This window comes from Micromonospora sp. NPDC049645, from assembly GCF_040675155.1.
Taxonomy (GTDB): Bacteria; Actinomycetota; Actinomycetes; order Mycobacteriales; family Micromonosporaceae; genus Micromonospora.
In genome coordinates this window covers 333,467-356,273 of the sequence record NZ_JBFAOI010000003.1, presented here as the reverse complement: position 1 = coordinate 356,273, position 22,807 = coordinate 333,467, and the positions used below count along the sequence as shown (strand labels likewise).

The window sequence follows — 22,807 nt, the reverse complement described above, 5'->3', positions numbered from 1 at the left end:
TTCAGCTCATCAGGGAGGTGAGGAAGTCACCGAAGCCCTGGAACATCGCGATCAGGGCGGCCCCGATCGTCCGGAACATCTGCGCCGCGCCGTCCGGCCGGAAGGCCACGAAGTAGATCAGGAACGCGACAAAGCCCCAGGTCAACAGCTTCTTCACGAATACCGGCATCGTCCCTCCCCAGGGCCACGGTCGCCGGATGGCTTCCCGTCGTGGGGCCGGGCAAACGGTGCGGGACGGGGCCCGGTGGCCGGGGGAGGTGCGTCAGAGGTAGAGGCCGGTCGAGTCGTTCTCGATCCGTTCGGCGGCCACGGCGTGCACGTCGCGTTCGCGTAGCAGCACGTAACCGCGGCCGTGCAACTCGACCTCGGAGCGGTCGTCCGGGTCGAAGAGCACCCGGTCGCCGGAGACGATGGCGCGGACGTTGGGCCCCACCCCGACCGCGGTGGCCCAGGCGAGACGCTTGCCGACCGCCGCCGTCGCCGGAATGACGATGCCGGCGGTGGAGCGGCGTTCGCCCTCGCTGCCCTCCATCCGTACCAGCACGCGGTCGTGCAGCAGGCGGATCGGCAGGCCGGCGTCGAGATCGTTGTCGGCGGTCACCCCGCAGACGCTACCGTGTGGCCGACGGCGGCCGGCCGGTGGTTACGCCGGAGGTGGTCGGGGCATTGTGTGGCTGAACCGCCCCACGGTGTCGGGAACGGACGTATGCTGTCCGACCTGTCGCCGTCGGCGGGCCGGGTTTTCTGCCAGGAGGTGCGCTTGAGCCGCTTCGAGCGGGTACGCGGGCGGCTTCGCCGCGCCTACCAGTCACGACAGGAGTCGACGCGCGTCGGCGAGCGCACTCCGAGTGACGCGCTGGACGGTGCGTCGGAGGCGGCACGGGTGGCATCGCCGGCCGCGCCGGGGCCGACCGCGCCAACGAGCGCCACGGTGTACGGCGCGGAACCTGCGGCGGACCTGCACAACTCCACCTCCAGTCGGGACGACGCCGACGTTCCGCACGGGCTGCGGATCGCCGCCGCGTGGTGCTGGCGACTGATCGTGATCGGCGTGGTGGCCTGGGCCCTGCTGCGGATCGTCAGCACCGTCAAGATCGTGATCATTCCGTTGGCCATCGCGCTGCTGCTCTCCGCGCTGCTCGCCCCGGCGGTGGGCTGGCTGCTGCGGGCCCGGTTCCCCCGGTCGCTGGCGACGGCGGTGGTGCTGGTCGGCGGCCTGGCCGCGGTGATCGGCACGCTGACGCTGGTGGTCAACGAGTTCATCCGTGGCGTACCGGAGTTGAGCGAGAAGTCGTCCGAGGGTGTCCGGCAGATCCAGAACTGGTTGAAGACGGGCCCGCTGCACCTCTCCGACACCCAACTCGACCGTTACATCGACGAGGCGCAGGCCTGGATCAACAACAACACGTCGAGGTTCACCAGCGGCGCGTTGAGCACCGCTGCCACGCTGGCCGAGGTGCTGACCGGCACGCTGCTGGTCCTCTTCGCGACGTTCTTCTTCCTGCGCGACGGCAGCCGGATCTGGCGATTCCTGGTCCGGCTACTGCCGGTGGCCGCCCGGTGGAAGGTCGACGACGCGGGCCGCGCCTCCTGGCAGACACTCGTCGCCTACGTCCGGGCGACCGTCCTGGTCGCCTTCATCGACGCGGTCGGCATCGGCATCTTCCTGGTCATCTTCGACATCCCGTTCGCCTTCCCGCTGGCCGCGTTGGTCTTCCTCGGCGCGTTCATCCCGATCGTCGGTGCGGCGCTCTCCGGCGGCGTGGCGGTGCTGGTCGCCCTCGTCGACAGCGGCCCGGTCACCGCGTTGATCATCCTCGGTGCGGTGATCGGCGTGCAGCAGATCGAAGGCCACGTGCTCCAACCGCTGATCATGGGACGGGCGGTCGCCCTCCACCCGCTCGCGGTGATCATCGGCATCGCCGCCGGTGTCGTCCTCGCCGGCATCACCGGCGCGCTGGTCTCCGTGCCGCTGATCGCGGTGCTCAACACCGCGGTCCGCAGGCTCGCCGCCCGCAGGGTCCCGGACACCCCGCCCGACGCCGTGGTCGTCGCCTCGCAGGCCCCCTAGACCAACCGCCCCGCCCGGCACCCCCTAGATCACGCTCGATCCTGGAAAGAGTGGCCTCCCGACAGTGGGAGGCCACTCTTTCCAGGTTGTAGCCCGATCTTGAACTGCCCCCACGGCGCGGGCGCACGCGGCGCGGGCGCGGCGGGGGTCAGGACTTGGCCAGGCGTTCCAGGGCGCCGCGGGCCACCTCGGGACGGGTCGTGTACCAGAACGGGGGCAGTGAGCGGCGCAGGAACGGCCCGTAGCCCCGGGCCGTCTCCAGCCGGGAGTCGAGCACCGCGACCACGCCCTTGTCGCCGGTCGCCCGGATCAACCGGCCCACGCCCTGAGCCAGTCGTACCGCCGCGATCGGCACGCTGACCGCGGCGAAGCCGGAGCCGCCGCCCGCGTCCACGGCCGCCGCGCGGGCCGCCGCCAGCGGTTCGTCCGGGCGGGGGAAGGGCAGCCGGTCGATGACGACCAGTTGGCAGGCGTCACCCGGCACGTCCACGCCCTGCCAGAGCGACATCACCCCGAACAGGCAGCTGGCGCGCTCCTCGCGGAAGCGACGCACCAGCAGCGGCAACGCCTCCTCGCCCTGGAGCAGCACCGGCAGGTCGGTCCGCGCCCGCACCAGCTCCGCCGCCTGCTGCGCGGCCCGCCGGGAGGAGAAGAGCCCGAGAGTACGACCACCGAGCGCCTCGACCAGCCCGAGCAGCTCCTCACCGGCGGCCTCGGGCAGCCCGGAGACGCTGGGCCGGGGCAGGTGCGCGGCGACGTACAGGATGCCCTGCCGGGCGTAGTCGAACGGCGAACCGACGTCGAGTGAGCGCCAACCGGGGCCCTCGGTGGCCGGTACGACGGCGCTCGGGGTGACGTCGCCAGCGAGGCGACGGCCCGGCGTCTCGGCGGCCGGACGACCTGGGCCGGTGCGGGCGGCCAACGCGGTGGCGGCGGGGGTCGGCGGGGCGGGCGGTGGCGCGTCCAGCCCGAGGGCGCGGGCGACCGTGTCGAACCGGCCGCCCAGCGCCAGGGTGGCCGAGGTGGCGACGACGGTGCGTTCGTCGTACAGGTGGGTGGCGAGGGTGCCGGCGACCGACAGTGGCGCGACCACCAGCGCCCGGCGGGTGCCGCTGTCGTTCTTCTCGACCCAGGCCACGTCGTGGTCGGCCTCCTCCAGCAGCCGCTGCGCGGTGGTGGAGAGCTCGTCCAGCGCGGCCTTGGCCTGCTGCTTACGGACCGGGTCGGGGTCGTCGGCCTTGATGTCGCCGATCGCGTCCAGGGCGGTGCGGGTCGCCGCGTCGAGCAGCGTGCACGCCTCACGCAACGGTGTCGGCAGCCCGGCGGTGATCCGCCCGGCCGGCGCCTCGGCCAACCCGACCGCGAGGGCGTCACCGGCGGCGGTGAGTGCGTCGGCGGTCTCCGGCCGCAGCAGCGTACGGGCCCGTCGGGTGGTCCGGTCGATCAGCTCCGGCACCAGCTCCGCCTGGGCCGCGGAGGACACCCGGTCGGCCAGCTCGTGCGCCTCGTCCACGATGAGCAGCTTGTGCGGCGGCACGATGTGCCGGTCGGCGAGCATGTCGACCGCGAGCAGGCTGTGGTTGGTCACCACGATGTCGGCCTCCCGGGCGCGGGCCCGCGACGCCTCGGCGAAGCACTCCTGGCCGAACGGGCACCGGGTCGCGCCGACACACTCCCGGGCCGGCATCGACACCAGCCGCCACGCCTGGTCGTCGACGCCCGGGTCCAGCTCGTCGCGGTCGCCGGTGGCGGTCTTCTCGGCCCAGTCGCGCAGCCGCTCGATCTGTTTGCCCAACCGGCCCGCCTCACCGAGCCACTTCGTCCCGCCGCCGGGGCGCGCCGCCGGGGCGTCGAAGAGGGCGTCCTCCGGCTCCTCCTCGGTGGAGTTGTCCAGGCGGGCGAGGCAGAGGTAGTGGTGGCGGCCCTTGAGCACGGCGAAGGTGGGCCGGCGGCCGAGCACCGGCTCGACCGCGTCGGCGAGCCGCGGCAGGTCGTGGTCGACCAGCTGGGACTGCAGAGCCAGGGTGGCGGTGGAGACCACCACCGGACCGTCCACAGTGAGCGCCGGTGCCAGATAGGCAAGCGACTTGCCGGTGCCGGTGCCCGCCTGCACGAGCAGGTGCTCGCCGCCGGACACGCACTCCTCGATGGCCGTGGTCATCTGTAGCTGGCCGGGGCGTTCGGCGCCGCCGGGCACCGCGCCGACCGCCGCTGCGAGCAACTCGGTGCCGCTGGGCCGGGCACCCCGCCGCCGGCTCCCGGCGCGGGCCGAGGGGGTGGCGGAACCGGTGGCGGTGCGGGGCGGAGTCACCGTGCGACGGTACCCGGCGGTGCCGACACCAGCCGCGCCCATCCGCCGCGTGGCGCGATGCCGGCCAGGCAGGGCCGTGCAACCGATGCCGTCCGGTTACGGTCGCGCTACGACGCGTTGGGCTGTATCGGTTAGGGTGCGAATCATGCCGAGCGACATGGTCCGAGTGATCTACCGCAAGTACGACGGCAGCGCCCACCGCGACTACCCGGCCCGCCGGCTCACCGAGGATGATCTCGGCATCTGGCTCGGCGTGCCCGAGGGCACCGAGTCGGTCTACCACGGCCGGCCATCGGTGGAGAAGATCCCGTTCGTGTTGCTGGTGCCACATCGCGCCTGGTGGACGACCATGTTCAACCCGCCGCCGCGCACCAGCGAGGTCTACTGCGACATCACGACCCCGGCCCGCTGGGAGTCCGACGACACCGTCCATCTGATCGACCTGGATCTGGACGTCGTCCGGCGTCGGGCCACCGGCCTGGTGGAGCTGCTCGACGAGGACGAGTTCGCCGAGCACCGGGCCCGATTCGGTTATCCGGACGACGTGGTGGCCGAGGCCGAAGCCGCGGCGCAGCGGCTGTTCGGGGCCCTGGGCGACGGCACCGAGCCGTTCGCCACCGCGTACCGCAAGTGGTTGGCCCTGGTGGTCTGAACGCCGCACGCCCGGTCGGGCCGGCTCACCAGCGTGGCGGCCAGCTGTCGTCGGCGTCGAGCGGCGGCAGATCGGTCAGCTTCTCCGGGTTGAGTTGGTTGTAGATGGCGGTGATCCGGCCCTGGTCCACCGCGAACGCGCTGACCAGGCGGAGCGGCCGCCCGTCGCTGTGCACCGTCTCCATCTGGAGGCCGAGCAGGCCGTCGACGAGCACGAGCCGAGCCCGCACCCGGTCGACGTACCGGCCGGTCCGGCCGAACAGGCCCAGCGTGAGGCGACCGACGGCGTCCGCGCCGAGCACCGGTCGACGGGCCGCCGGGAAGTGCCCGCCGGAGTCGCCGACGAAGACCACGTCCGGCGCGAGCACCTGAACCAGTTGCTCCAGCTCGCCGGACTCGGTGGCCGCGACGAACGCCCTGAGCACCCGGCGCTGCTCGGCCGGGTCGGCGGTGTGCCGGGGCACGTCCGGCGCGGTGATCGCGCGACGCGCCCGGGAGGCGAGCTGCCGGGCGGCCACCTCGGTGGTGCCGAGCACCTCGGCGACCCGGGCGAAGGGCAGCGCGAACACGTCGTGCAGCACGAGAGCGACCCGCTGCTCCGGCGCGAGCCGCTCCAGCACCACCAGCAGCGCCGTGCCGACCTGGTCGGTGCGGATCGCCCGCTCCGCCGGGTCGGGCGCGTACCCGTCGGCCGGCGGGCCGCCGCCCACCGGGGTCACCACCGGCTCCGGCAGCCACTGCCCGGGGTACGCCTCCCGGCGGACCCGGGCCGAGCGGAGCACGTCCAGGCAGATCCGGGCGCAGGTGGTGGTCAACCAGGCGGGCAGTTCCCGGATCTCGGCGCGGGCCGCCGGGTCGGCCAGCGCCCCGGCGTAACGCAGCCAGGTCTCCTGCACCGCGTCCTCGGCGTCGCTGCGGCTGCCCAGCATCCGGTGGGCCACCGCGAGCAGTCGCCCCCGCTCGGCCTCGAACTCCGTCGCCAGGTCCCGCACGACCCACCACCTCCCCGGTCGGCACCCCGTCCTGGCCTACATCCTCCCGCCGACCGGGCCCGCCGGTGACCCCGCCCGGGACGGGTCGCCGCGGGCGGCAGTCGGGCGGCGGCCCACGGGGGTCCGGAGCTGGCTCTCGACGGGCGGATCGGCGGTGGGTGGGCGATGATCCGTGCATGAGCGCACCCCAGCAAGGGCAGATCGTGGCGCCGGACGGCGGCTCCGTACGGGAGCTGCTGCGGGTCAGCGCGCCGGTGGATCTCGGCGCGATCGACCCGCGGTCCATGCCCGGCCTGCCGGGTCCGGCGGATCGCGGTGAGCACCGGAAGACCTGGGCGCGGGAGCAGGTGGAGTTGGTCGGCGAGGAGTTGGGCCGGCAGCAGGAGATGCTCTTCGCGATGGCCAAGACCGGATCGGAGCGGCCGGCGCACCGGGTGCTGCTGGTGTTGCAGGCCATGGACTGCGGTGGCAAGGACGGCACGATCAAGCGGGTGGCCGGCGCGATGAACCCGCTGGGCCTGCACATCCGCTCGTTCGGGCCGCCGACCCGCGAGGAGCTGCGGCACGACTTCCTCTGGCGGATCCGCCGGGAGCTGCCGCCGCCCGGGTACGTGGGGATGTTCAACCGTTCGCACTACGAGGACGTGTTGATCGCCCGGGTCGGCTCGCTCGTGCCGGAGAAGACCTGGCGTGCCCGCTATGACGAGATCAACTCTTTCGAGCGGGAGCTGACCGAGGGCGGCGTGACCCTGATCAAGGTGATGCTGCACATCTCGTACGCCGAGCAGGGCGAGCGCCTGCTGGATCGGCTCGTCGACCCGCGCAAGCACTGGAAGTACAACCCCTCCGACATCGACTCGCGGCGGCACTGGGACGACTACCAGGCCGCGTACGCCGAGGCCCTGAGCCGGTGCGGGACGGACGTCGCGCCCTGGTTCGTGGTGCCCGCGGACCGCAAGTGGTATCGGGACTGGGCGGTGGCCCACCTGCTGCGTGAGACGTTCGACACGCTCGATCTGGGGTATCCGGCTGCCGATTTCGACGTGGCGCGGGAGCGGGAGCGCCTCCTGGCTGGGGGAGCGGGTACGGGTGGGGCGGCCGAGATGAACGGCAGGTGAACGAGCGGTGAATGACGCCTGGCCAGGGGTGGGCCGGCGAATTCGCGGATCCGCCGTTTCCTAGCATTCACCGGGCGGACGCTCATCGGGCGCCGCCACCCTTCCACCGACGCGACGAGGTCTGTGCTGTGAAGTTTTCCTTCCGCCCCACCGAGGGCGCCTTCTACGAGCTCTTCACCAGGGCCGCGCAGAACCTGGTCCGGGGCACCGAGCTGCTGAACGAGCTGGCCCTGCCCGGCGTGGACGTGCAGTCCGTCAGCGAACGGCTGACCGAGGTCGAGCACGACAGCGACCAGATCACCCACGACCTGTACAAGAAGATCAACTCAACCTTCATCACCCCGTTCGACCGGGAGGACATCTACCGGCTCGGCTCGCTGCTCGACGACGTCATGGACCACCTGGAAGCGGTCGGCGACCTGCTCTACCTGTACGGGCTGACCGAGCTGCCGGCGCTGCCCCGCGAGCTGCACGAGATGGTCAACGTGCTCGACCAGCAGGCCAAGCTGACCGCCGACGCGATGCCCCGGCTGAAGTCGATGAAGGATCTCGAGGACTACTGGATCGAGTGCAACCGGCTGGAGAACGAGGGCGACCGGATCAACCGGCAGCTGCTCGTCCGCCTCTTCTCCGGTGAGTACGACGCGCTGACGGTGCTGAAGATGAAGGAGGTCGCCGACGAGCTGGAGGCCGCCTGCGACGCCTTCGAGCACGTGGCCAACACCGTCGAGACCATCGCGGTCAAGGAGTCCTGATCCTGTGACTGTGACACCCGAACTCATCGCCGTGCTGGCGGTGATCGGGGTAGCCCTGGCGTTCGACTACACCAACGGCTTCCACGACGCCGCCAACGCGATCGCGACAAGCGTCTCCACCCGGGCGCTGACACCCCGGATCGCCCTCGGGCTCGCCGCGGTCGGCAACTTCGTCGGCGCGCACTTCGGCGCCGGCGTCGCCAAGACCGTCGGGGACGGTCTGGTCACCCTCCCGACCGGGGTGAACAGCCTCGGCGTGGTCTTCGCCGGGGTGCTCGGGGCGATCGCCTGGAACCTGATCACCTGGTACTTCGGTCTGCCCTCGTCGTCCTCGCACGCGCTGTTCGGCGGCCTGGTCGGCGCGACCCTGCTGTCCACCGGTGGCATCGTGCAGTGGGGCAACATCGGCGAGAAGGTGCTGCTGCCGATGGTGCTGTCGCCGATCGTCGGTCTCACCCTCGGTTACCTGCTGATGCTGGCCATCCTCTGGCTGTTCCGGAAGGGCCAGCCGGGCAAGCTCAACCGGGGTTTCCGCTGGGCGCAGACCGCCTCGGCGGCCGCCATGTCGGTCGGTCACGGTATGCAGGACGCCGCCAAGACCATGGGCATCGTGGTGCTGGCCCTCTACACCGGCGGTTTTCAGGAGAGCAAGACGCACATCCCCGGCTGGGTGTTCTGGACCTCGGCGACGATGCTGGCCCTCGGCACGTACGCCGGTGGTTGGCGGATCATCCGTACCCTCGGTCGCAAGATCATCGACCTGGGGCCGCCGGAGGGCTTCGCCGCCGAGACGGTCGCCAGCGCGGTGCTCTACTTCAACGCCCTGGTGCTGAAGGCGCCGATCTCCACCACCCACACCATCACCTCGGCGATCATGGGTGTGGGCGCGACCAAACGACTCTCCGCGGTTCGGTGGAACGTCGCCGGCAACATCGTGCTCGCCTGGATCATCACGTTCCCGGCCGCCGCGTTGATCGCGTGCATCACCTACCTGCTGGTCCGGCCGCTCTTCGGCTGACCGGACCCGGCACCTCGACGGCCCCGGTCACCGCGACCGGGGCCGTTCGTCTCACTCGTAACGCACGCCGATCTGCTCGCGGATCGTGTCCAGCAGGGCCATCACCTCAAGGGTCGTCGCGTGCGGCACCACCGGGCTCTCGGTCAGCCCGGCGGCCAGGCAACGCTGCACCTCGATCGCCTCGTACTGGTAGCCGTTGCCGGCCTCGTCCGCGATGATCGTCTCCGGTTCCGCGCCGGCCCGGTGCAGGGTCAGCGAACCCGGCCGGAAGAACGGCTCGGGCAGGTCGATCCGACCGGTGCTGCCGGTGATCGAGGCGGACAGCTCACTCGCCCCGACCATGCCGCAGCTCAGGGTCGCCAGCGCGCCGCTGTCGTAACCGAACAGGATGCCGGTGTTCTCGTCCGTACCCTCCGGGCCGAGCTGGGCCCAGGACCGGATGTGCTGCGGCACCCCGAGCAGCAGGTGGGCCAGGCTGATTGGGTAGATCCCCAGGTCGAGCAGGGCCCCTCCGCCCAGGGCCGCGTTGCGCATCCGGTGCTCCGGCGGGAACGGCCCGGCCACCCCGAAGTCGGCCCGGACGCCGGTCACCGTGCCGATCGTCCCGTCCTCGATCAGCTCGACCGCGCGCAGGATCAGCGGGTTGGTCCGCATCCACATGGCCTCCATCAGGAAGACCCCGGCGGCGCGGGCGGTCTCCACCAACTCGGTGCTGGTAGCCAGATCGAGGGTGAACGGCTTCTCCAGCAGCACCGCCCGGCCGGCGGTGAGGCAGGTCATCGCCGCCTCGTAGTGCGCGGAGTGCGGGGTCGCCACGTAGATCGCGTCCAGCTCCGGGTCGGCCGCCAACTCCACCCAGGAACCGTAGGCGCGCTTCGCGCCGTACGTGTCGGCGAAGCGCTGCGCGCTGTCCGCGGCGCGGGAGCCGACCGCGACCAACTCGGCGTCCGGCACCAGCCGGAGGTCTTCGGCGAAACGGCTGGCGATGTGGCCGGTGGCCAGGATGCCCCAACGAGTCATGCCGGAACGCTAGCCGAGCCAGGTGAACCGTCCGCTGCCCGGCCTGCTCCCGCTGTCCGGCGTGCTCCCGCTGTCCGGCGTGCTCCCGCTGTCCGGCGTGCTCTCGCTGCCCGGCGTGCGCCTCGGCCTCGTGCCCCGATGAGCGCTATGCCTCTGGGGCATATTCATGCCTCTGAGTCATAACGCGCACGCCGCCAACCGGACCCGACCGAGCCGACGTTCGCCGGCTCGGCGTGCGGCCGGCGATCGCGCTGTCGGGAACTAGGCTCGCGGGCATGACGATCGACAGTGACGGCTTCGCCGCGCCGGCCGCCCTGGTCGAGCACGCCCGCCGGTTCCAGGCCGAGGGTGGCACCCCGGCCACACCGCGGATCGCGGCCACCGTGTTGCTGCTGCGTCCGACCGACGTCGACTTCGAGGTGTACGTCATCCGCCGGGTCGCCGCGATGACCTTCGGCGGGATGTACGCCTTCCCCGGAGGCGGGGTGGACCGCTCCGACTCCGAGGCGCACCTGGACTGGGCCGGCCCGACACCGGGCGAGTGGGCGGACCGGCTCGGTGTGGCCCCGCAGGCCGCGCAGGCGGTGGTCTGCGCCGCCGCCCGGGAGGTCTTCGAGGAGGCGGGTGTGCTGCTCGCCGGCCCGAACCGGGAGACCGTGGTGGGCGACGTCAGCGGTGACGACTGGGAGGCGGCCCGGCAGGACCTGGAGGGGCGTCGGCTGGGCTTCGCGGCACTGCTCGCCGCCCGGCAGCTCACCCTCCGATCGGATCTGCTGCTGCCGTGGAGCCGGTGGATCACACCCGAGTTCGAGCCGCGCCGCTTCGACACGTACTTCTTCGTCGCCCTGTTGCCGGCGGGGCAACGGACCCGCGACGTCTCCGGCGAGGCCGACCACACCCTGTGGATCCGGCCGGCGGACGCGCTGGCCCGCGCGCAGGCCGGCGAGCTGACCATGCTGCCACCGACCCTGGTCACGCTGGCCCAGGTGGCGGCGGCCGGCGACCTGGCCGGCGTGGCGCGGACGGCGGCCGATCGGGACGCCGCCAGCCCGGTCACCCCGCGCCTGGATCTGCCCCCGAACGGCGAACCCCGGTTCCTCCTGGCCTGACCCCCCGCCCGCGCCTGCCACCGCCACCGCCACCGCAAGATCCCAGGAAGTAGTGGTGTCGTTGCGGAAGGAGGCCCCTACTTTCATGTTCGAGCGCGATCTTGGAGGTGTGACGGGTGTTGGCGGCGGGGTGGGCCGGACATGGCACCGGCGCCCACGCCGGGAGGGCGGGGCGCCGGTGACCGGACGCGGTCGGCTCAGCCGAAGCGGCCGGTGATGTAGTCCTCGGTCTTCTTCACGCTCGGGTTGCTGAAGATCTTCTGGGTGTTGTCGTACTCGATCAGCCGGCCCGGGTCGCCGGTCTTCTCGATCGAGAAGAAGGCGGTCCGGTCCGACACCCGCGCGGCCTGCTGCATGTTGTGCGTCACGATGATGATCGTGAACTTGTCCTTGAGCTGGAACATCAGGTCCTCGATCGCCAGCGTGGAGATCGGGTCCAGGGCCGAGCACGGCTCGTCCATCAGCACGACCTGCGGCTCGACCGCGATGGTCCGGGCAATGCAGAGCCGCTGCTGCTGACCGCCGGAGAGGCCCGCGCCGGGCTTGCCCAGCCGGTCCTTGACCTCGCCCCACAGGTTCGCCGCGCGCAGGGCCTTCTCGGCCGCGTCCTCCAGGATCGACTTCTTGCGGACCCCGTTGAGCTTCAGCCCAGCCACCACGTTCTCGAAGATGCTCATGGTGGGGAACGGGTTCGGCCGCTGGAAGACCATCCCGATCGTGCGCCGGACCGCGGTGACATCCACGTCCCGGTGGTAGATGTCCTGGTCGTCGATGGTCAGGCTGCCCTCGACCCGGGCACCCGGCAGCACCTCGTGCATCCGGTTGATCGACCGCAGGAACGTCGACTTGCCGCAACCGGACGGTCCGATCAGAGCCGTGACCGTCTTCGGCTCGACCGTCAGGTTGATGTTCTCGATCGCCTTGAAGCCGCCGTAGTACGCGGTGACGTTCGAGGCGGAGACGCGCTTGGCCATGGTGGTACCTCCGGGGTTCATCGGCTGAGCCTGTTGCGACGGGCCAGCAGCTTTGCCGCGATCGTCAGGATCAGCACGAGGGCGACCAGGGTGAGTGCCGCGGTCCACGCCCGCTCCGGCGCGTACTTCGACGCGTTTCCGGCCTGCTGGTAGACGTAGAGCGAGAGGGACGACTGGTTGTTCTCGAACGGGTTGAAGTTGATCGCGGCGCCACCGCCGGCGATCAGCAACACCGGGGCGGTCTCGCCGGCCGCGCGAGCGATGGAGAGCATGACGCCGGTGACGATGCCCGGGAGTGCGGTGGGGAGCACCACCCGCAGGATGGTCTTCCACTTGGGCACGCCGAGGGCGTACGCGCCCTCCCGCAGCGGTGCCGGGACGAGGCGCAACATCTCCTCGGTGGAGCGGACGATGGTCGGCAGCATCAGCACCGCCAGGGCCAGCGCGGCGGCGAAGCCGGAGAAGCTCGGCCGGCCGTCGTTGAACCACGGCGACACGATCAGCACCCAGAACGCCAGCACGAACAGGCCGCTGACGATCGACGGGATGCCGGTCATCACGTCGACGAAGAACCGGATCGCGAAGGCGAACTTGCCCCGGCCGTACTCGACGATGTAGATCGCGCAGAGCAGGCCGAGCGGCACGGTGATCAGGACGGCGATGCCGACCTGCTCCAGGGTGCCGATGATGGCGTGGTACGCGCCACCGTTCGGGTCCCGGGCGCCGATGTTGTTCATCGAGGTGAGGAAGAAGTCGGCGTCCAGCCGCTGGACACCCTTGCTGAGCAGCGTCCAGACCACCGAGACGAGGGGCACCACGGCAAGTACGAACGCGGAGTGGATCAGCGCGCTCCAGGTGCGGTTGCGGGCCGCTCGTCGCCCCTCGACGGCGTTGGCCGCCGCGAAGAGGCCGGCCAGGTATAGCAGCGCGCCCAGCACGATGACGAGGACGGGTCCGCCGATGCCCGCGCCGTAGACGATGGCGGCGGCGAGCGCCAACGCGGCCACCGCGATGGCGGGTGCGGCGTACCCGGGCAGCCGCCGGGTCCGCAGCGTTTCCGGTTGGGCCGGCGGCCGGGTGCGGTGTGAGGTGACCGTGGTGCTCATGCGGCGGACTCCGTGAACTCCCGGCGGCGGTAGATGATCGCCCGCGCGATGATGTTGACGACCAGCGTGATCGCGAAGAGCACCAGACCGGACGCGATCAGGGCACCGCGACCGGTGTCGTTCGCCTCGGCGAACCGGTTGGCGATGTTGGCGGCGATGGTGTTGCCGCCGGACTCCAGCACGTTGAACGAGATGCTGTAGGTGGCGCCGAGGGTGAGCGCCAGCGCGATGGTCTCGCCGAGCGCCCGACCGAGTCCGAGCATCACCGCGGCGATGATGCCCGGCCGCCCGTACGGCAGGACCGCGGTGCGCAGCATCTCCCATCGGGTCGCGCCCAGCGCGAGAGCGGCCTCCTCGTTCGCGGTGGGCGTCTGGAGGAACACCTCGCGGGTGAGCGAGGTGATGATCGGCAGCACCATGATCGCCAGCACGAGGGAACCGAGCAGGATCGAGTTACCGTACGGGCCGTCGCCGCCGAAGATCGGGATCCAGCCGAAGTACTTGTTCAGCCAGCCGGAGAGATCGGTGACCGGGCCGATGAGGTAGTCGCGCCCCCAGAGGCCGAACACCACACTGGGTACGGCGGCCAGCAGGTCGATCAGGAAGCCGAGCGCGTTGCCGAGCCGCCGGGGCGCGTAGTGGGACAGGTAGAGCGCGATGCCCATCGCCACCGGCACTGCCATGAGCAGTGCCAGCGCGGCCGTGAGCACCGTACCGAAGGCGAGCGCGCCGATGCCGAACGTGGGCGGGTTGTCGTTCGGGAACCAACCCTCGAAGGTCCAGAAGTTGGCGGTGTTGTCGCGCAGGGCCGGGATCGCCTTGGCGATCAGGAAGACCGCGATGGCGACGATGATGACCAGGACCGTCGTGCCGGCGGCCAGGGTGAGGCCGTGGAAGGCCCGCTCGGCGCCGAAAGCGCGGGCCCGGGGCAGCGCGCCACCGCCGCCCAGCCCGGAACCGTCAGGGGAACGGGTGCTGACTGGTGCCTCGGCCACACGCGCCGAGGCACCGGCGGGCCGCTCGTGACTTTCGGTCACGCGCGTCCCGCCGGTGCCGGCGTCGGCCGAGCGGTGAGGGGTTTCACCCATCTGCTCGCTCGATTCGGTTGCGGAGGTGTGGGGTCGGGTCAGGAGAGGTTCTTGACCGCGGTCTCGACCTTGGTGCGGACCGTCTCCGGCAGCGGGGCGTAGCCCAGCTCGGTGAGAGACGCCTGGCCCTCGGCGCTGGCGGCGTGGCCGAGCAGGCCCTTGACCAGCTTCAGCTTGTCGGCCGCGAGGCCCTTGCTGCAGACGATCTCGTACGTCGCCAGGACGATCGGGTAGGCCCCGGCCTCCTTGGTGTTGTAGTCGATCGACATCTTGAGGTCGTCGCCCTGGCCCTCGATCTTGGCGCCGGCGATGGTCTTACCGGCCGACTCGGCGGTCAGCGCGGCGAACTCGCCCGCGCCGTTGCCGACCTTGGCCATCTTCAGGCTGGCGTTCTCGGCGTAGGACCACTCGACGTAGCCGATGGTGCCGTCGGTGCTCTTGATCTTGCTGGCAACGCCGTCCGACTTGGCGGCGCCCACGCCACCCGGGGCCTTCCAGGCCTTCGCGTTGCCCAGGGTCCAGTCCGCCTCGGCGGTCTTGGAGAGGAACTTGGTGAAGTTGTCGGTGGTGCCCGACTCGTCCGAGCGGTGCACGGCCTGGATGGCGGTCGACGGCAGCGTGACGCCGGGGTTGTCGGCCTTGATCGCCGCGTCGTCCCACTTGGTCACCTTGCCGGCGAAGATCTTCGCCAGGGTGGCCGGCTTGACCTGGAGGTTGTCCACGCCGTTGAGGTTGTAGGCGATCGCCACCGGGCCGATGACCATCGGCAGGTTGATGGCGGCGCCACCGGCGCACTTGGCGTCGGCCTTCGGCTGCTCCTCCGGCTTGAGCGCGGAGTCGGAGCCGGCGAAGTCGGCGGTGCCGTTGATGAACGCCGTGATGCCGGCGCCGGAGCCGGACGGCTCGTAGTTGATCGTGGTGCCCTGGCACTTCTGCTGGTACGCCTTGATCCACTCGTCCATGGCGTTCTTCTGGGCCGACGAGCCCTGGGCGTTCACCGTGCCGGTGGCGCAGTCGACCGCGGCGGCCGAGCCCGAAGCGCTGGTGCTGGGCTCGTTGTTGTCCGAGCCGCATGCACTGAGACCGAGCGTCGCAGTAAGAGCGAGGCAGGCAATAGTGCCGTACCGCTGGAGCTTCACCTGAGGGGTTTCCCTTCGCGTCTGACTTGGCACCCCGTTCCCGGGGCCCGAGGACCGGCGCTGACCGGCTGACACGAAAGTTAGGAGTGCCAGGTAGCCGGTTCGCCGGTCGCAAATGAACGCGAGGTGAACACGTACGGCCGTCAAGGTGACCGCTTGCTGAGGGCGAGTTGTCCGTTAAGTGAACCGGGGTACACCTGTCGGAAGTATGGGTATATATCCGGTTCAGTGTTATCTCGCCGATGCTTGGCCGTTACCCACCGGTGACCCGGTCGGCGCGAGCGCCGCCGGTCAGCCCAGGTGGTAGTTGATGTGCGCGGACCAGCGTGCGAAGCCCAGCCGTTCGTAGAGCGCTACCGCCCCGGTGTTCGACTCGTCCACGTAGAGCATCACCCGGTCCAGGCCGCGCCGGTCCCGCAGGTACGCCAACCCGGCGGTGGTCAGCGCCCGGCCGAGCCCGCCGCCGTGCGCGGTCGGCTCCACGCCCAGGACGTACACCTCGCCGATCCGGGCCGACCCGGGCCGCTCGTGCACCTTGGTCCAGTGGAAACCGAGCAGCCGGCCGGTCGCGGTCTCCTCGGCGAGCAGGAAACCCGCCGGGTCGAACCACGGCTCGGCGAGGCGGACCCGCAGGTCCTCCGAGGTCCAGCGGCCCTGCTCGGGGTGCTCGGAGAAGGCCCGCGCGTTGAGCGCCAACCACGGGGCGTCGTCCACCCCGGGTCGGAACGCGCGCAGCGCCACCCCGTCGGGCAGGCGCGGCTCGCCCAGCGGGGCGGCCAACGGTCGGCGCAACTGCCAGAGCACCCGGGCGCGGGTGAAACCGAGGTCGACGGCGAGTGCGGCGGCCGAGGGGTGGTCGCCGTGTGCCCACGCCCGCAGCGGCCCGGTGGCCGAGGCGAGTACGCCCCGGGCGAGCGCCCGCCCGGTGCCCCGCCGGCGGTACGCGGGGTGCACCACCAGCTCGACGCCGATCCCGCTGACCGGGTCGGTGGTGTCCAGGTGCGCGTAGCCGGTGAGCGTCCCGTCGTCGGCTCGGGCGATCAGGTGCACGGCGGGGGCGTCGGGCTCACGCAGCCGGAGCAGGACGTGTTCGTCGAGTGGGTTCGCGCCGTCCGTGTCACCCGCGACGCCGGCCAGGGCCAGTACGTCGGCGATCTCCGCCGGTGCCAGTCGGTCGGTCCGGGTCACCTGGTCGCTGGTCGGCTCCGCGCTGCTCATTTCGCCACCGTATCCGCTGCCTGTCGTGCCGCCCGAACCGTCGTCGCAAAGCCGCGGCGGCTCACGTCGGGTCGGTGGGGAGTGCCTCCAGCTCGAACCGGGCGGTCAGGTCGGGCAGGATCCGGCGCAGCGCGTCCAGCGTGCCCTGGCGGTCGCCACCGGCGTCGTGCAGCAGCACCACCGAGCCGGGTTCGGCCTGGGTCAACACCGTCGCGGTGATTTTGCTGGCGCCGGGCAGATCCCAGTCCGACGGATCCACCGACCAGTGCAGCGGGGTCATGCCGAGCTGCCGCGCCACCGACACCACCGGGTACGTCCAGGCCCCACCCGGCTGGCGGTACCAGACGATCGGCGCGTCCGGCACCGCCGCCCGGATCGCCGCGTTGGTGCGTACGAGGTCGGCGCGGATCGCGTCGGCCGACCGGGCGCCCAGACCGACGTCGTGGTGCCAGGAGTGGTTGCACAGGGTGTGCCCGGCGCTCACGATCGCCTGGATCAGGTCGGGGTGGTCCTGCGCGTTTTCGCCGACCACGCAGAACGTGGCGTGCACGTCGTATTCGCGCAGGATGGCGAGGACCTGCGGGGTGTAGCGCGGGTCCGGCCCGTCGTCGAAGGTCAGCGCGAGCCGCGGGGTGCCGGTGGTGGCGTGCGCGCCGAACAGCTTGTCGTCGCCGGCGTCGGGTCCGGACCCGTCCTGACCGGTCTCGGCGGGGCCGGTGCTGGCGCTGGGGCTGGCGCTCGGGACGACCCTCGGCTCGCCGACGCTGGGTTGGTCGGCGTAGTGCGGCCCGTCGGCGCTCGTGGTCACGCCGGTGGAGTGCCGTGGGGTCTGGTCGGGGACGAGGCTGCGGCCCAGCACGTACGCGGAGCCGAGCAGCCCCACCACGACCAGCGTCACGATCCCTGCGGTCCGCGCGGTCGAGCTTCCCCGCGTCACGGCTTCCACCCGGCTCGCCGGTCAGGCCGGCCCGTCGCCCCCGTGTTCAGTGCGCGCACCGTCGCCCCTTTCTCCGACAAACCCGGCAGTCAGAATAGAGCTGCCAAGCTGCGCAAAAAGGGCATATGGGAAATCGTCCGGGTGACCCGCGGATCAGACCGGCAGGGGCGCGTGCTCCGGCTCGGGAAGCGACCGCGACGGCGGAACGACGAACTTGTAGCCGACCTGGCGAACGGTGCCGATCATCGACTCGTACTCCGAGCCGAGCTTGGCGCGCAGTCGCCGGACGTGCACGTCCACCGTGCGGGTGCCGCCGAAGTAGTCGTAGCCCCAGACCTCACGCAGGAGCTGATCCCGGGTGAACACCCGGCCCGGGTGCTGGGCCAGGAACTTCAGCAGCTCGAACTCCTTGTAGGTGAGATCGAGCGGGCGGCCCTTGAGCTTGGCCGCGTACGTGTCGGGGTCGATGGTCAGCTCGCCGGCCCGGATCGAGCCACCCGCACCAGCGGTCGCGTTGCTGAGCCGGCCCACCGCCAACCGCAGTCGCGCCTCGACCTCGGCGGGGCCGGCCGAGGCGAGGATGACGTCGTCGACGCCCCAGTCGGCGTTCAACGCGATCAGACCGGCCTCGGTCACCACCGCGACCAGCGGCACACCGAGCCCGGTGGCGTGCAACATCCGGCAGGTCGCCCGGGCCTCGCTCAACTCCGATCGGGCATCCACCATCACCGCGTCCGGACTGGGGCCCGCGACCAGGGTGCGAACGTCGCGCGGCGCGGTGCGGACCGAGTGCGGCAGCAGGTCGAGTGCCGGCAGCACAGCCGACGGTTCCCCTGCGCGCGCGGTCACCAGCAGCAGGATCTCCACGATCACCTCCGTCCCGGCGGCGCTCGGCCGCACGCGACCAGTCGCACTCACCAGGAGTGCGCTGAGAAATTGCGTGGTCCCGGCGTCGCTGACGGGCGGGTAACGGGTTGAGCGTAACCGATCGCCTCGGCCGCGCCGTCAGGCCATTTCCCGTTTGTCTACCTTGCCCCTGATCGTGGCGCAGATTTTAACGTCGCCGAAACCCGTGACCACCGCGTCGGCCGGTCGGTCTGGCACGATCGGGTCGTGTTTCCCTCCACCTCGCCCGAGGCCGGCCGCGAATCGTGGCCCGCCGGGCCCCACCCGGGCCCGGCCGCCACACCGACCCGCGGCAACCCGCCCGCGCCGCGTACCGGTCCGGCCACCACCGATGGCGATCGCCGCGAACGGGGTGGGCCACGCCGTGCCCGTCGTGCCGGCGAACCGGCCCGCCGATCCGAAGACGAGATCGACGAGCCGGAAGAGGAGGTCGTACCCCCGGTCGAGGTGCGCCGCCAGCTGGCCCTGACCATCGCCGGCTTCGCCGCGCTGCTCGGCGTCGGCCTGGTGCTCGGCGCGCAGACGTCGGGCCCCGGCCACCGGCTGCCGTTCGCCTTCATCATCTTCGGTGTCCAGCTGCTGTTCGTGCTCGCCTGGACGATGGCCATGCGCCCGCCCGCGTTGCTGGTGGTCGCCGGGATCAGCGCGGCGGTCGCGGCGCTGGCCGACATCGCCGCGGTGCAGACCGACGTCGCCGGTCTGGCGCCGCTGGGCTACCTGGCCGCTGGCGGGTTCCTCGCCGCGGTGCTCGGCCAGCTGGTCCGCCGGGTCGACCGGGTCCGGGTCACCGACTCACTCGGCGCCACGCTGCTCATCGTGGTCGGGGTGGTGGCCTTCGGCACCCTGATCGTGCTCAGCCGGATCCCGGCCGGCACCCAGGCGATCACCGTCTGCCTGACCGCGAGCGGCGTCGCGTTGACCATCGCCCGGCTCACCGACGCCGTGCTGCCCTGGCCCCGGCTGGCCCCGCAGGTGCCCCGGGGCGCTGCCGGCGTGGTGGCCGGCGCGATGGTCGGCACGCTGACCAGCGCGCTGCTCGGCAGTTACCTGGTGGCGCCCTTCACGCCGACCCGGGCCGCCGTGATCGGGCTGGTCGCGGCGGTCACCGCCGTCCTCTCCGACCTCGCCGTGGGGTACGCGGAGGCGGGCCGACTGATGGCCGGTGAACCGCCCACGATGTGGGTGGCCCGGCACATGCAGGGTCCGCTCGGGGGCTTCGCCCTGGCGGCGCCCGCCGCGTACGCGATGTGCATGCTCTTCCTCTGAGTCACGGTTGAGCGCGCGGCCGGTCGGGTACCTACGGGTGCGCCGCCCGGCGGCACCGGCACGGACGACCCGTCGCGGCGCGGCGGGCGGAGACAGGAGGCGGCGTGGCGCAGGACTATCCGGCAGACGAGGTGCGACCCCGACGGCGCGGCCGCAAGCTGCTGATCGGGCTGTTCGTGTTGCTCCTGCTCCTGGCCGGGCTGCTGGTGGTCGCCGACCGGGTCGCGGTCGGGGTGGCCGAGCGGACCATCGCCGACCGGGTCCGTCAGGAGATCGCCAAGCAGGGCGCGCAGTCCGCCGAGCCGGACGTGGAGGTTGCCGGCGTCCCGTTCCTCACCCAGGTGCTCGACGGCCGCTACCAGCGCATCTCGATCAAACTGCGGGACGTGCAGGCATCGGTCGAGGGTGACGCCGTCCGCCTCCCGGTGCTCGATGTGGACGCCCGTAACGTGCGGGCCTCGCTGGACACCCTGCGTACCGGCCAGGGTGACGTCGTGGCGGACACGGTCAACGGCACCGGCACGATCAGTTACGACAGTCTGGCCGCGTTGCTGAACCGCCCAGGGCTCACACTCGGCGAGCAGAACGGCAAGCTGACCGTCACGGCCCCGGCCGACATCCTCGGTCAGAAGCTCACCATCAGTGGCACCGCCGACGTCACCGTCGCCGACAACGGCGCGGTCGCCCTGCGCTTCAACGACCTGGACGCCGCGGGTCTGCCGAACCTGCCGCTGGCCCGCGCCTTCCTGAGCAACTACGCCAAGAGCATCTCCATCGACGTGCCCCTGCCCGACCTGCCGTTCCAGCTCGCGGTCCGGGAGGTCCGCCCACTGCCGGAGGGGCTGGCGGTCACCGCCGACGCGAAGAACGTGCCGATCAACTCCGCCGGCTGACGCCGGAGGCGCGGTGGGACGCCGAAAACCTCGGCGGCCCCCGCGCTTCCCGGATGGTGGTCGGCCCAGTGTCAGCACGGTCACTGGCTGGTAGGCTCCCTGTCCATGGGGACCCACCTCACCAAACGGCGCGCGGTCGACCTGTGCCGCGTGGCCACCTGCCTGTGTCGCCCCGTCATCTGACGGCGGGGCTGTCTCCGGCCGCCTGACGGCGGCCACCGGCACAGGGTTCTCGCACCCTCCGGTTATCCCACCGAACGCCCGGCAGCGGCGCCGTCGCACGAACCCGTGATCCCGTCCTTCCGCTGGGTCCCGCGCGTGGTGCGACAGATACACCCATCGATTCGCGCGCGTTGGCTCACCATCCATCCTCACCAGGGAGTGATTCGATGAGTCGCGACACCGCACTCGTTTCGGCCGAGTGGGCCGAGAAGAACCTCGACGTCCCGGGCGTCGTCTTCGTCGAGGTCGACGAGGACACCTCGGCCTACGACACCGGCCACATCGCCGGCGCCATCAAGATTGACTGGAAGACCGACCTGCAGGACCAGGTCCGCCGGGACTTCGTCAACAAGTCCCAGTTCGAGGCGCTGCTCTCCGAGCGCGGCATCAGCAACGACGACACCGTCATCCTGTACGGCGGCAACAACAACTGGTTCGCCGCGTACGCCTACTGGTACTTCAAGCTCTACGGCCACCGCGACGTGAAGCTGCTCGACGGCGGCCGTAAGAAGTGGGAGCTGGACGCCCGCCCGCTCGTCACCGACCAGGTGTCCCGCCCGGCGACGAAGTACGTGGCGCAGGAGCCGGACACGTCCATCCGGGCGTTCCGCGACGAGGTCGTCGCCGCGATCGGCACCAAGAACCTGGTCGACGTGCGCAGCCCCGACGAGTTCGCCGGTCGCCTGCTCGCCCCCGCCCACCTGCCGCAGGAGCAGGCGCAGCGGGCCGGCCACATCCCCACCGCGATCAGCGTGCCGTGGTCCAAGGCGGCCAACGAGGACGGCACCTTCCGGTCCGACGACGAGCTGCGCAAGATCTACGGCGACGCGGGGCTCGACGACGGCAAGGAGACCATCGCGTACTGCCGGATCGGTGAGCGCTCGTCGCACACCTGGTTCGTCCTGCAGGAGCTGCTGGGGCACCGCAACGTCAAGAACTACGACGGCTCCTGGACCGAGTACGGCTCGCTGGTCGGTGTGCCGGTCGCGCTCGGCGACGAACCCGGGGAGGCCTGATCATGACTCTGCCCATCGCCGCGGGTTGCGCCGCACCCGACCAGGCCGCGCCGCTGCCGGCCAGCCTGGATCTGGAGAAGGAAACCGTCATCACCGGCATCGTCCGCTCCGCCGAGGCCGAGCCGGTCCCGGGCGCGTACGTCCGACTGCTCGACTCGACCGGTGAGTTCACCGCCGAGGTGGTGACCTCGGCCGCCGGTCAGTTCCGGTTCTTCGCCGCGCCGGGCTCCTGGACGCTGCGGGCGTTGTCCCGGCACGGCAACGGCGACACCGCCGTCACTGCCGGCCGAGGCGTCAACGAGGTTGCCGTCACCGTCGCCTGACCCACTGCTCTGATCGACCGGGCCGGTCACCCTCGCGGGGTGACCGGCCCGGTCGTCGGCGCACCGCCGTCGGGCCCCCGAAATCCATCGGCATACGTCACTATCTACGGGTGGAATTGAGGGATGAAAGTGGCGTGTCCGACGAAGAGGTCCCCATCGTCGTCTGCGTGAGCACGGACCTGTCGATGCGGGAGCGGGTGCTGCGCCAACTCGACGGGCTCGCCCCGGTGCTCAGCTGCGCCGACCTGACCGAGCTGCGCGAGCTGCTGTCATCGTCGGCGGGCCCGGCGCCGGCCGTCACCGCGGTCCCCCCGCTCGCAGTGCCGCAGGGGCCGGCCAGGTGGGGTGAGCTGGTCGTCGACCGGGCCGGACACCAGGTCACCTGGCGCGGCGACCCGATCCCGCTCACCCCCACCGAACGGGAACTGCTCGCCCTGCTCATCGGCCCGCCGCCGGTGGTGTGGAGCTACGAACAGCTTTTCGCCGCAGTGTGGAGCGGCCCGTACCGGGGCAGCGCGATCGTGCACTCCGCCATCAAGCAACTCCGGCGCAAGCTCCGCGATCTCCCGGGCGGGCCGCAGGTGCACACCGTCCAGGGGGTCGGCTACCGGCTCGATCCACCGCCCCGGTCGACCTGAGCGCCTCCGCCGCCGGACCGGCGGCGGACGCGTGAC

General features: G+C 71.5%; 24 protein-coding genes. 12 read left to right on the top strand and 12 right to left on the bottom strand.

Annotation, left to right across the window (positions count from 1 at the left end):
* Position 1: 1 nt before the first annotated feature.
* Positions 2–169 carry a hypothetical protein gene (locus AB0J33_RS10220; RefSeq protein WP_363611902.1) on the bottom strand — a complete coding sequence of 56 codons (168 nt, stop codon included), beginning with the start codon at positions 167–169 and terminating at the stop codon, positions 2–4.
* 93 nt (positions 170–262) lie between these two features.
* A complete protein-coding gene (locus AB0J33_RS10215; RefSeq protein WP_030327790.1) occupies positions 263–601 on the bottom strand; it encodes a co-chaperone GroES in 339 nt (112 codons plus the stop codon).
* Between the two features lie 105 nt (positions 602–706).
* On the opposite strand from AB0J33_RS10215, the gene AB0J33_RS10210 reads away from it, so the two are divergent.
* Positions 707–2,071: an AI-2E family transporter gene (locus AB0J33_RS10210; protein WP_363611900.1), complete on the top strand. Its 1,365-nt coding sequence runs from the start codon at positions 707–709 to the stop codon at positions 2,069–2,071.
* Positions 2,072–2,219: 148 nt separating this feature from the next.
* Here the strand turns inward: AB0J33_RS10210 and AB0J33_RS10205 are convergent, their stop codons facing one another.
* Positions 2,220–4,424 carry an ATP-dependent DNA helicase gene (locus AB0J33_RS10205; protein ID WP_363611898.1) on the bottom strand — a complete coding sequence of 735 codons (2,205 nt, stop codon included), beginning with the start codon at positions 4,422–4,424 and terminating at the stop codon, positions 2,220–2,222.
* A 103-nt stretch (positions 4,425–4,527) separates the two neighbouring features.
* Here AB0J33_RS10205 and AB0J33_RS10200 point away from each other — a divergent pair, with 103 nt between their 5' ends.
* A complete protein-coding gene (locus AB0J33_RS10200) occupies positions 4,528–5,034 on the top strand; it encodes a DUF402 domain-containing protein (protein WP_363611896.1) in 507 nt (168 codons plus the stop codon).
* A 25-nt stretch (positions 5,035–5,059) separates the two neighbouring features.
* Here AB0J33_RS10200 and sigJ read toward each other — a convergent pair whose 3' ends face one another.
* Entirely contained in the window at positions 5,060–6,025 is a 966-nt protein-coding gene (gene sigJ / locus AB0J33_RS10195; protein ID WP_363611894.1) for an RNA polymerase sigma factor SigJ, read from the bottom strand.
* Positions 6,026–6,201: 176 nt separating this feature from the next.
* On the opposite strand from sigJ, the gene AB0J33_RS10190 reads away from it, so the two are divergent.
* The 3 genes from AB0J33_RS10190 to AB0J33_RS10180 all read left to right on the top strand — a co-directional run bounded on the left by AB0J33_RS10190 (position 6,202) and on the right by AB0J33_RS10180 (position 8,916).
* Complete coding sequence (locus AB0J33_RS10190) at positions 6,202–7,143, top strand: PPK2 family polyphosphate kinase (RefSeq protein WP_363611892.1); 942 nt, start codon at positions 6,202–6,204, stop codon at positions 7,141–7,143.
* Between the two features lie 128 nt (positions 7,144–7,271).
* The gene (locus AB0J33_RS10185; RefSeq protein ID WP_363611890.1) at positions 7,272–7,898 is read left to right on the top strand and encodes a DUF47 family protein; all 627 of its coding nucleotides are present in this window, start codon (positions 7,272–7,274) and stop codon (positions 7,896–7,898) included.
* A gap of 10 nt (positions 7,899–7,908) precedes the next feature.
* Complete coding sequence (locus tag AB0J33_RS10180; protein WP_363612378.1) at positions 7,909–8,916, top strand: inorganic phosphate transporter; 1,008 nt, start codon at positions 7,909–7,911, stop codon at positions 8,914–8,916.
* A gap of 51 nt (positions 8,917–8,967) precedes the next feature.
* Here AB0J33_RS10180 and AB0J33_RS10175 read toward each other — a convergent pair whose 3' ends face one another.
* Positions 8,968–9,936 carry a Gfo/Idh/MocA family oxidoreductase gene (locus AB0J33_RS10175; RefSeq protein WP_363611888.1) on the bottom strand — a complete coding sequence of 323 codons (969 nt, stop codon included), beginning with the start codon at positions 9,934–9,936 and terminating at the stop codon, positions 8,968–8,970.
* Between the two features lie 275 nt (positions 9,937–10,211).
* On the opposite strand from AB0J33_RS10175, the gene AB0J33_RS10170 reads away from it, so the two are divergent.
* Positions 10,212–11,045 (top strand): NUDIX hydrolase, encoded by an 834-nt coding sequence (locus AB0J33_RS10170; protein WP_363611886.1) that lies wholly within the window; start codon positions 10,212–10,214, stop codon positions 11,043–11,045.
* Between the two features lie 197 nt (positions 11,046–11,242).
* Here the strand turns inward: AB0J33_RS10170 and pstB are convergent, their stop codons facing one another.
* The 7 genes from pstB to AB0J33_RS10135 form a co-directional block, all read right to left on the bottom strand.
* Positions 11,243–12,019: a phosphate ABC transporter ATP-binding protein PstB gene (gene pstB, locus AB0J33_RS10165; RefSeq protein WP_238659680.1), complete on the bottom strand. Its 777-nt coding sequence runs from the start codon at positions 12,017–12,019 to the stop codon at positions 11,243–11,245.
* A 17-nt stretch (positions 12,020–12,036) separates the two neighbouring features.
* On the bottom strand, positions 12,037–13,125 hold the full coding sequence (pstA, locus tag AB0J33_RS10160; protein ID WP_363611884.1) for a phosphate ABC transporter permease PstA: 1,089 nt from the start codon (positions 13,123–13,125) through the stop codon (positions 12,037–12,039).
* On the bottom strand, positions 13,122–14,213 hold the full coding sequence (pstC, locus tag AB0J33_RS10155) for a phosphate ABC transporter permease subunit PstC (RefSeq protein WP_363611882.1): 1,092 nt from the start codon (positions 14,211–14,213) through the stop codon (positions 13,122–13,124). Before pstC ends, pstA begins: the two co-directional genes overlap by 4 nt.
* 38 nt (positions 14,214–14,251) lie before the next feature.
* Complete coding sequence (gene pstS / locus AB0J33_RS10150; protein ID WP_363611880.1) at positions 14,252–15,352, bottom strand: phosphate ABC transporter substrate-binding protein PstS; 1,101 nt, start codon at positions 15,350–15,352, stop codon at positions 14,252–14,254.
* Positions 15,353–15,643: 291 nt separating this feature from the next.
* Positions 15,644–16,570, bottom strand: coding sequence for a mycothiol synthase (gene mshD, locus AB0J33_RS10145; RefSeq protein ID WP_363611878.1), 927 nt, complete (start codon positions 16,568–16,570; stop codon positions 15,644–15,646).
* Between the two features lie 61 nt (positions 16,571–16,631).
* The gene (locus AB0J33_RS10140) at positions 16,632–17,507 is read right to left on the bottom strand and encodes a polysaccharide deacetylase family protein (RefSeq protein ID WP_363611876.1); all 876 of its coding nucleotides are present in this window, start codon (positions 17,505–17,507) and stop codon (positions 16,632–16,634) included.
* Positions 17,508–17,660: 153 nt separating this feature from the next.
* Positions 17,661–18,380 (bottom strand): response regulator transcription factor, encoded by a 720-nt coding sequence (locus tag AB0J33_RS10135; RefSeq protein WP_363612376.1) that lies wholly within the window; start codon positions 18,378–18,380, stop codon positions 17,661–17,663.
* 240 nt (positions 18,381–18,620) lie between these two features.
* On the opposite strand from AB0J33_RS10135, the gene AB0J33_RS10130 reads away from it, so the two are divergent.
* The 6 genes from AB0J33_RS10130 to AB0J33_RS10105 all read left to right on the top strand — a co-directional run bounded on the left by AB0J33_RS10130 (position 18,621) and on the right by AB0J33_RS10105 (position 22,771).
* Positions 18,621–19,679 carry a hypothetical protein gene (locus tag AB0J33_RS10130; protein ID WP_363611874.1) on the top strand — a complete coding sequence of 353 codons (1,059 nt, stop codon included), beginning with the start codon at positions 18,621–18,623 and terminating at the stop codon, positions 19,677–19,679.
* A gap of 104 nt (positions 19,680–19,783) precedes the next feature.
* Positions 19,784–20,572 carry a DUF2993 domain-containing protein gene (locus AB0J33_RS10125; RefSeq protein WP_363611872.1) on the top strand — a complete coding sequence of 263 codons (789 nt, stop codon included), beginning with the start codon at positions 19,784–19,786 and terminating at the stop codon, positions 20,570–20,572.
* A gap of 105 nt (positions 20,573–20,677) precedes the next feature.
* Positions 20,678–20,755 carry an Ms5788A family Cys-rich leader peptide gene (locus AB0J33_RS10120; RefSeq protein ID WP_310503780.1) on the top strand — a complete coding sequence of 26 codons (78 nt, stop codon included), beginning with the start codon at positions 20,678–20,680 and terminating at the stop codon, positions 20,753–20,755.
* 206 nt (positions 20,756–20,961) lie between these two features.
* The gene (locus AB0J33_RS10115; RefSeq protein ID WP_363611870.1) at positions 20,962–21,810 is read left to right on the top strand and encodes a sulfurtransferase; all 849 of its coding nucleotides are present in this window, start codon (positions 20,962–20,964) and stop codon (positions 21,808–21,810) included.
* 2 nt (positions 21,811–21,812) lie between these two features.
* Positions 21,813–22,133: a DUF1416 domain-containing protein gene (locus AB0J33_RS10110; protein ID WP_130405043.1), complete on the top strand. Its 321-nt coding sequence runs from the start codon at positions 21,813–21,815 to the stop codon at positions 22,131–22,133.
* A gap of 179 nt (positions 22,134–22,312) precedes the next feature.
* A complete protein-coding gene (locus AB0J33_RS10105) occupies positions 22,313–22,771 on the top strand; it encodes a winged helix-turn-helix domain-containing protein (protein WP_363612374.1) in 459 nt (152 codons plus the stop codon).
* Positions 22,772–22,807 lie beyond the last annotated feature (36 nt).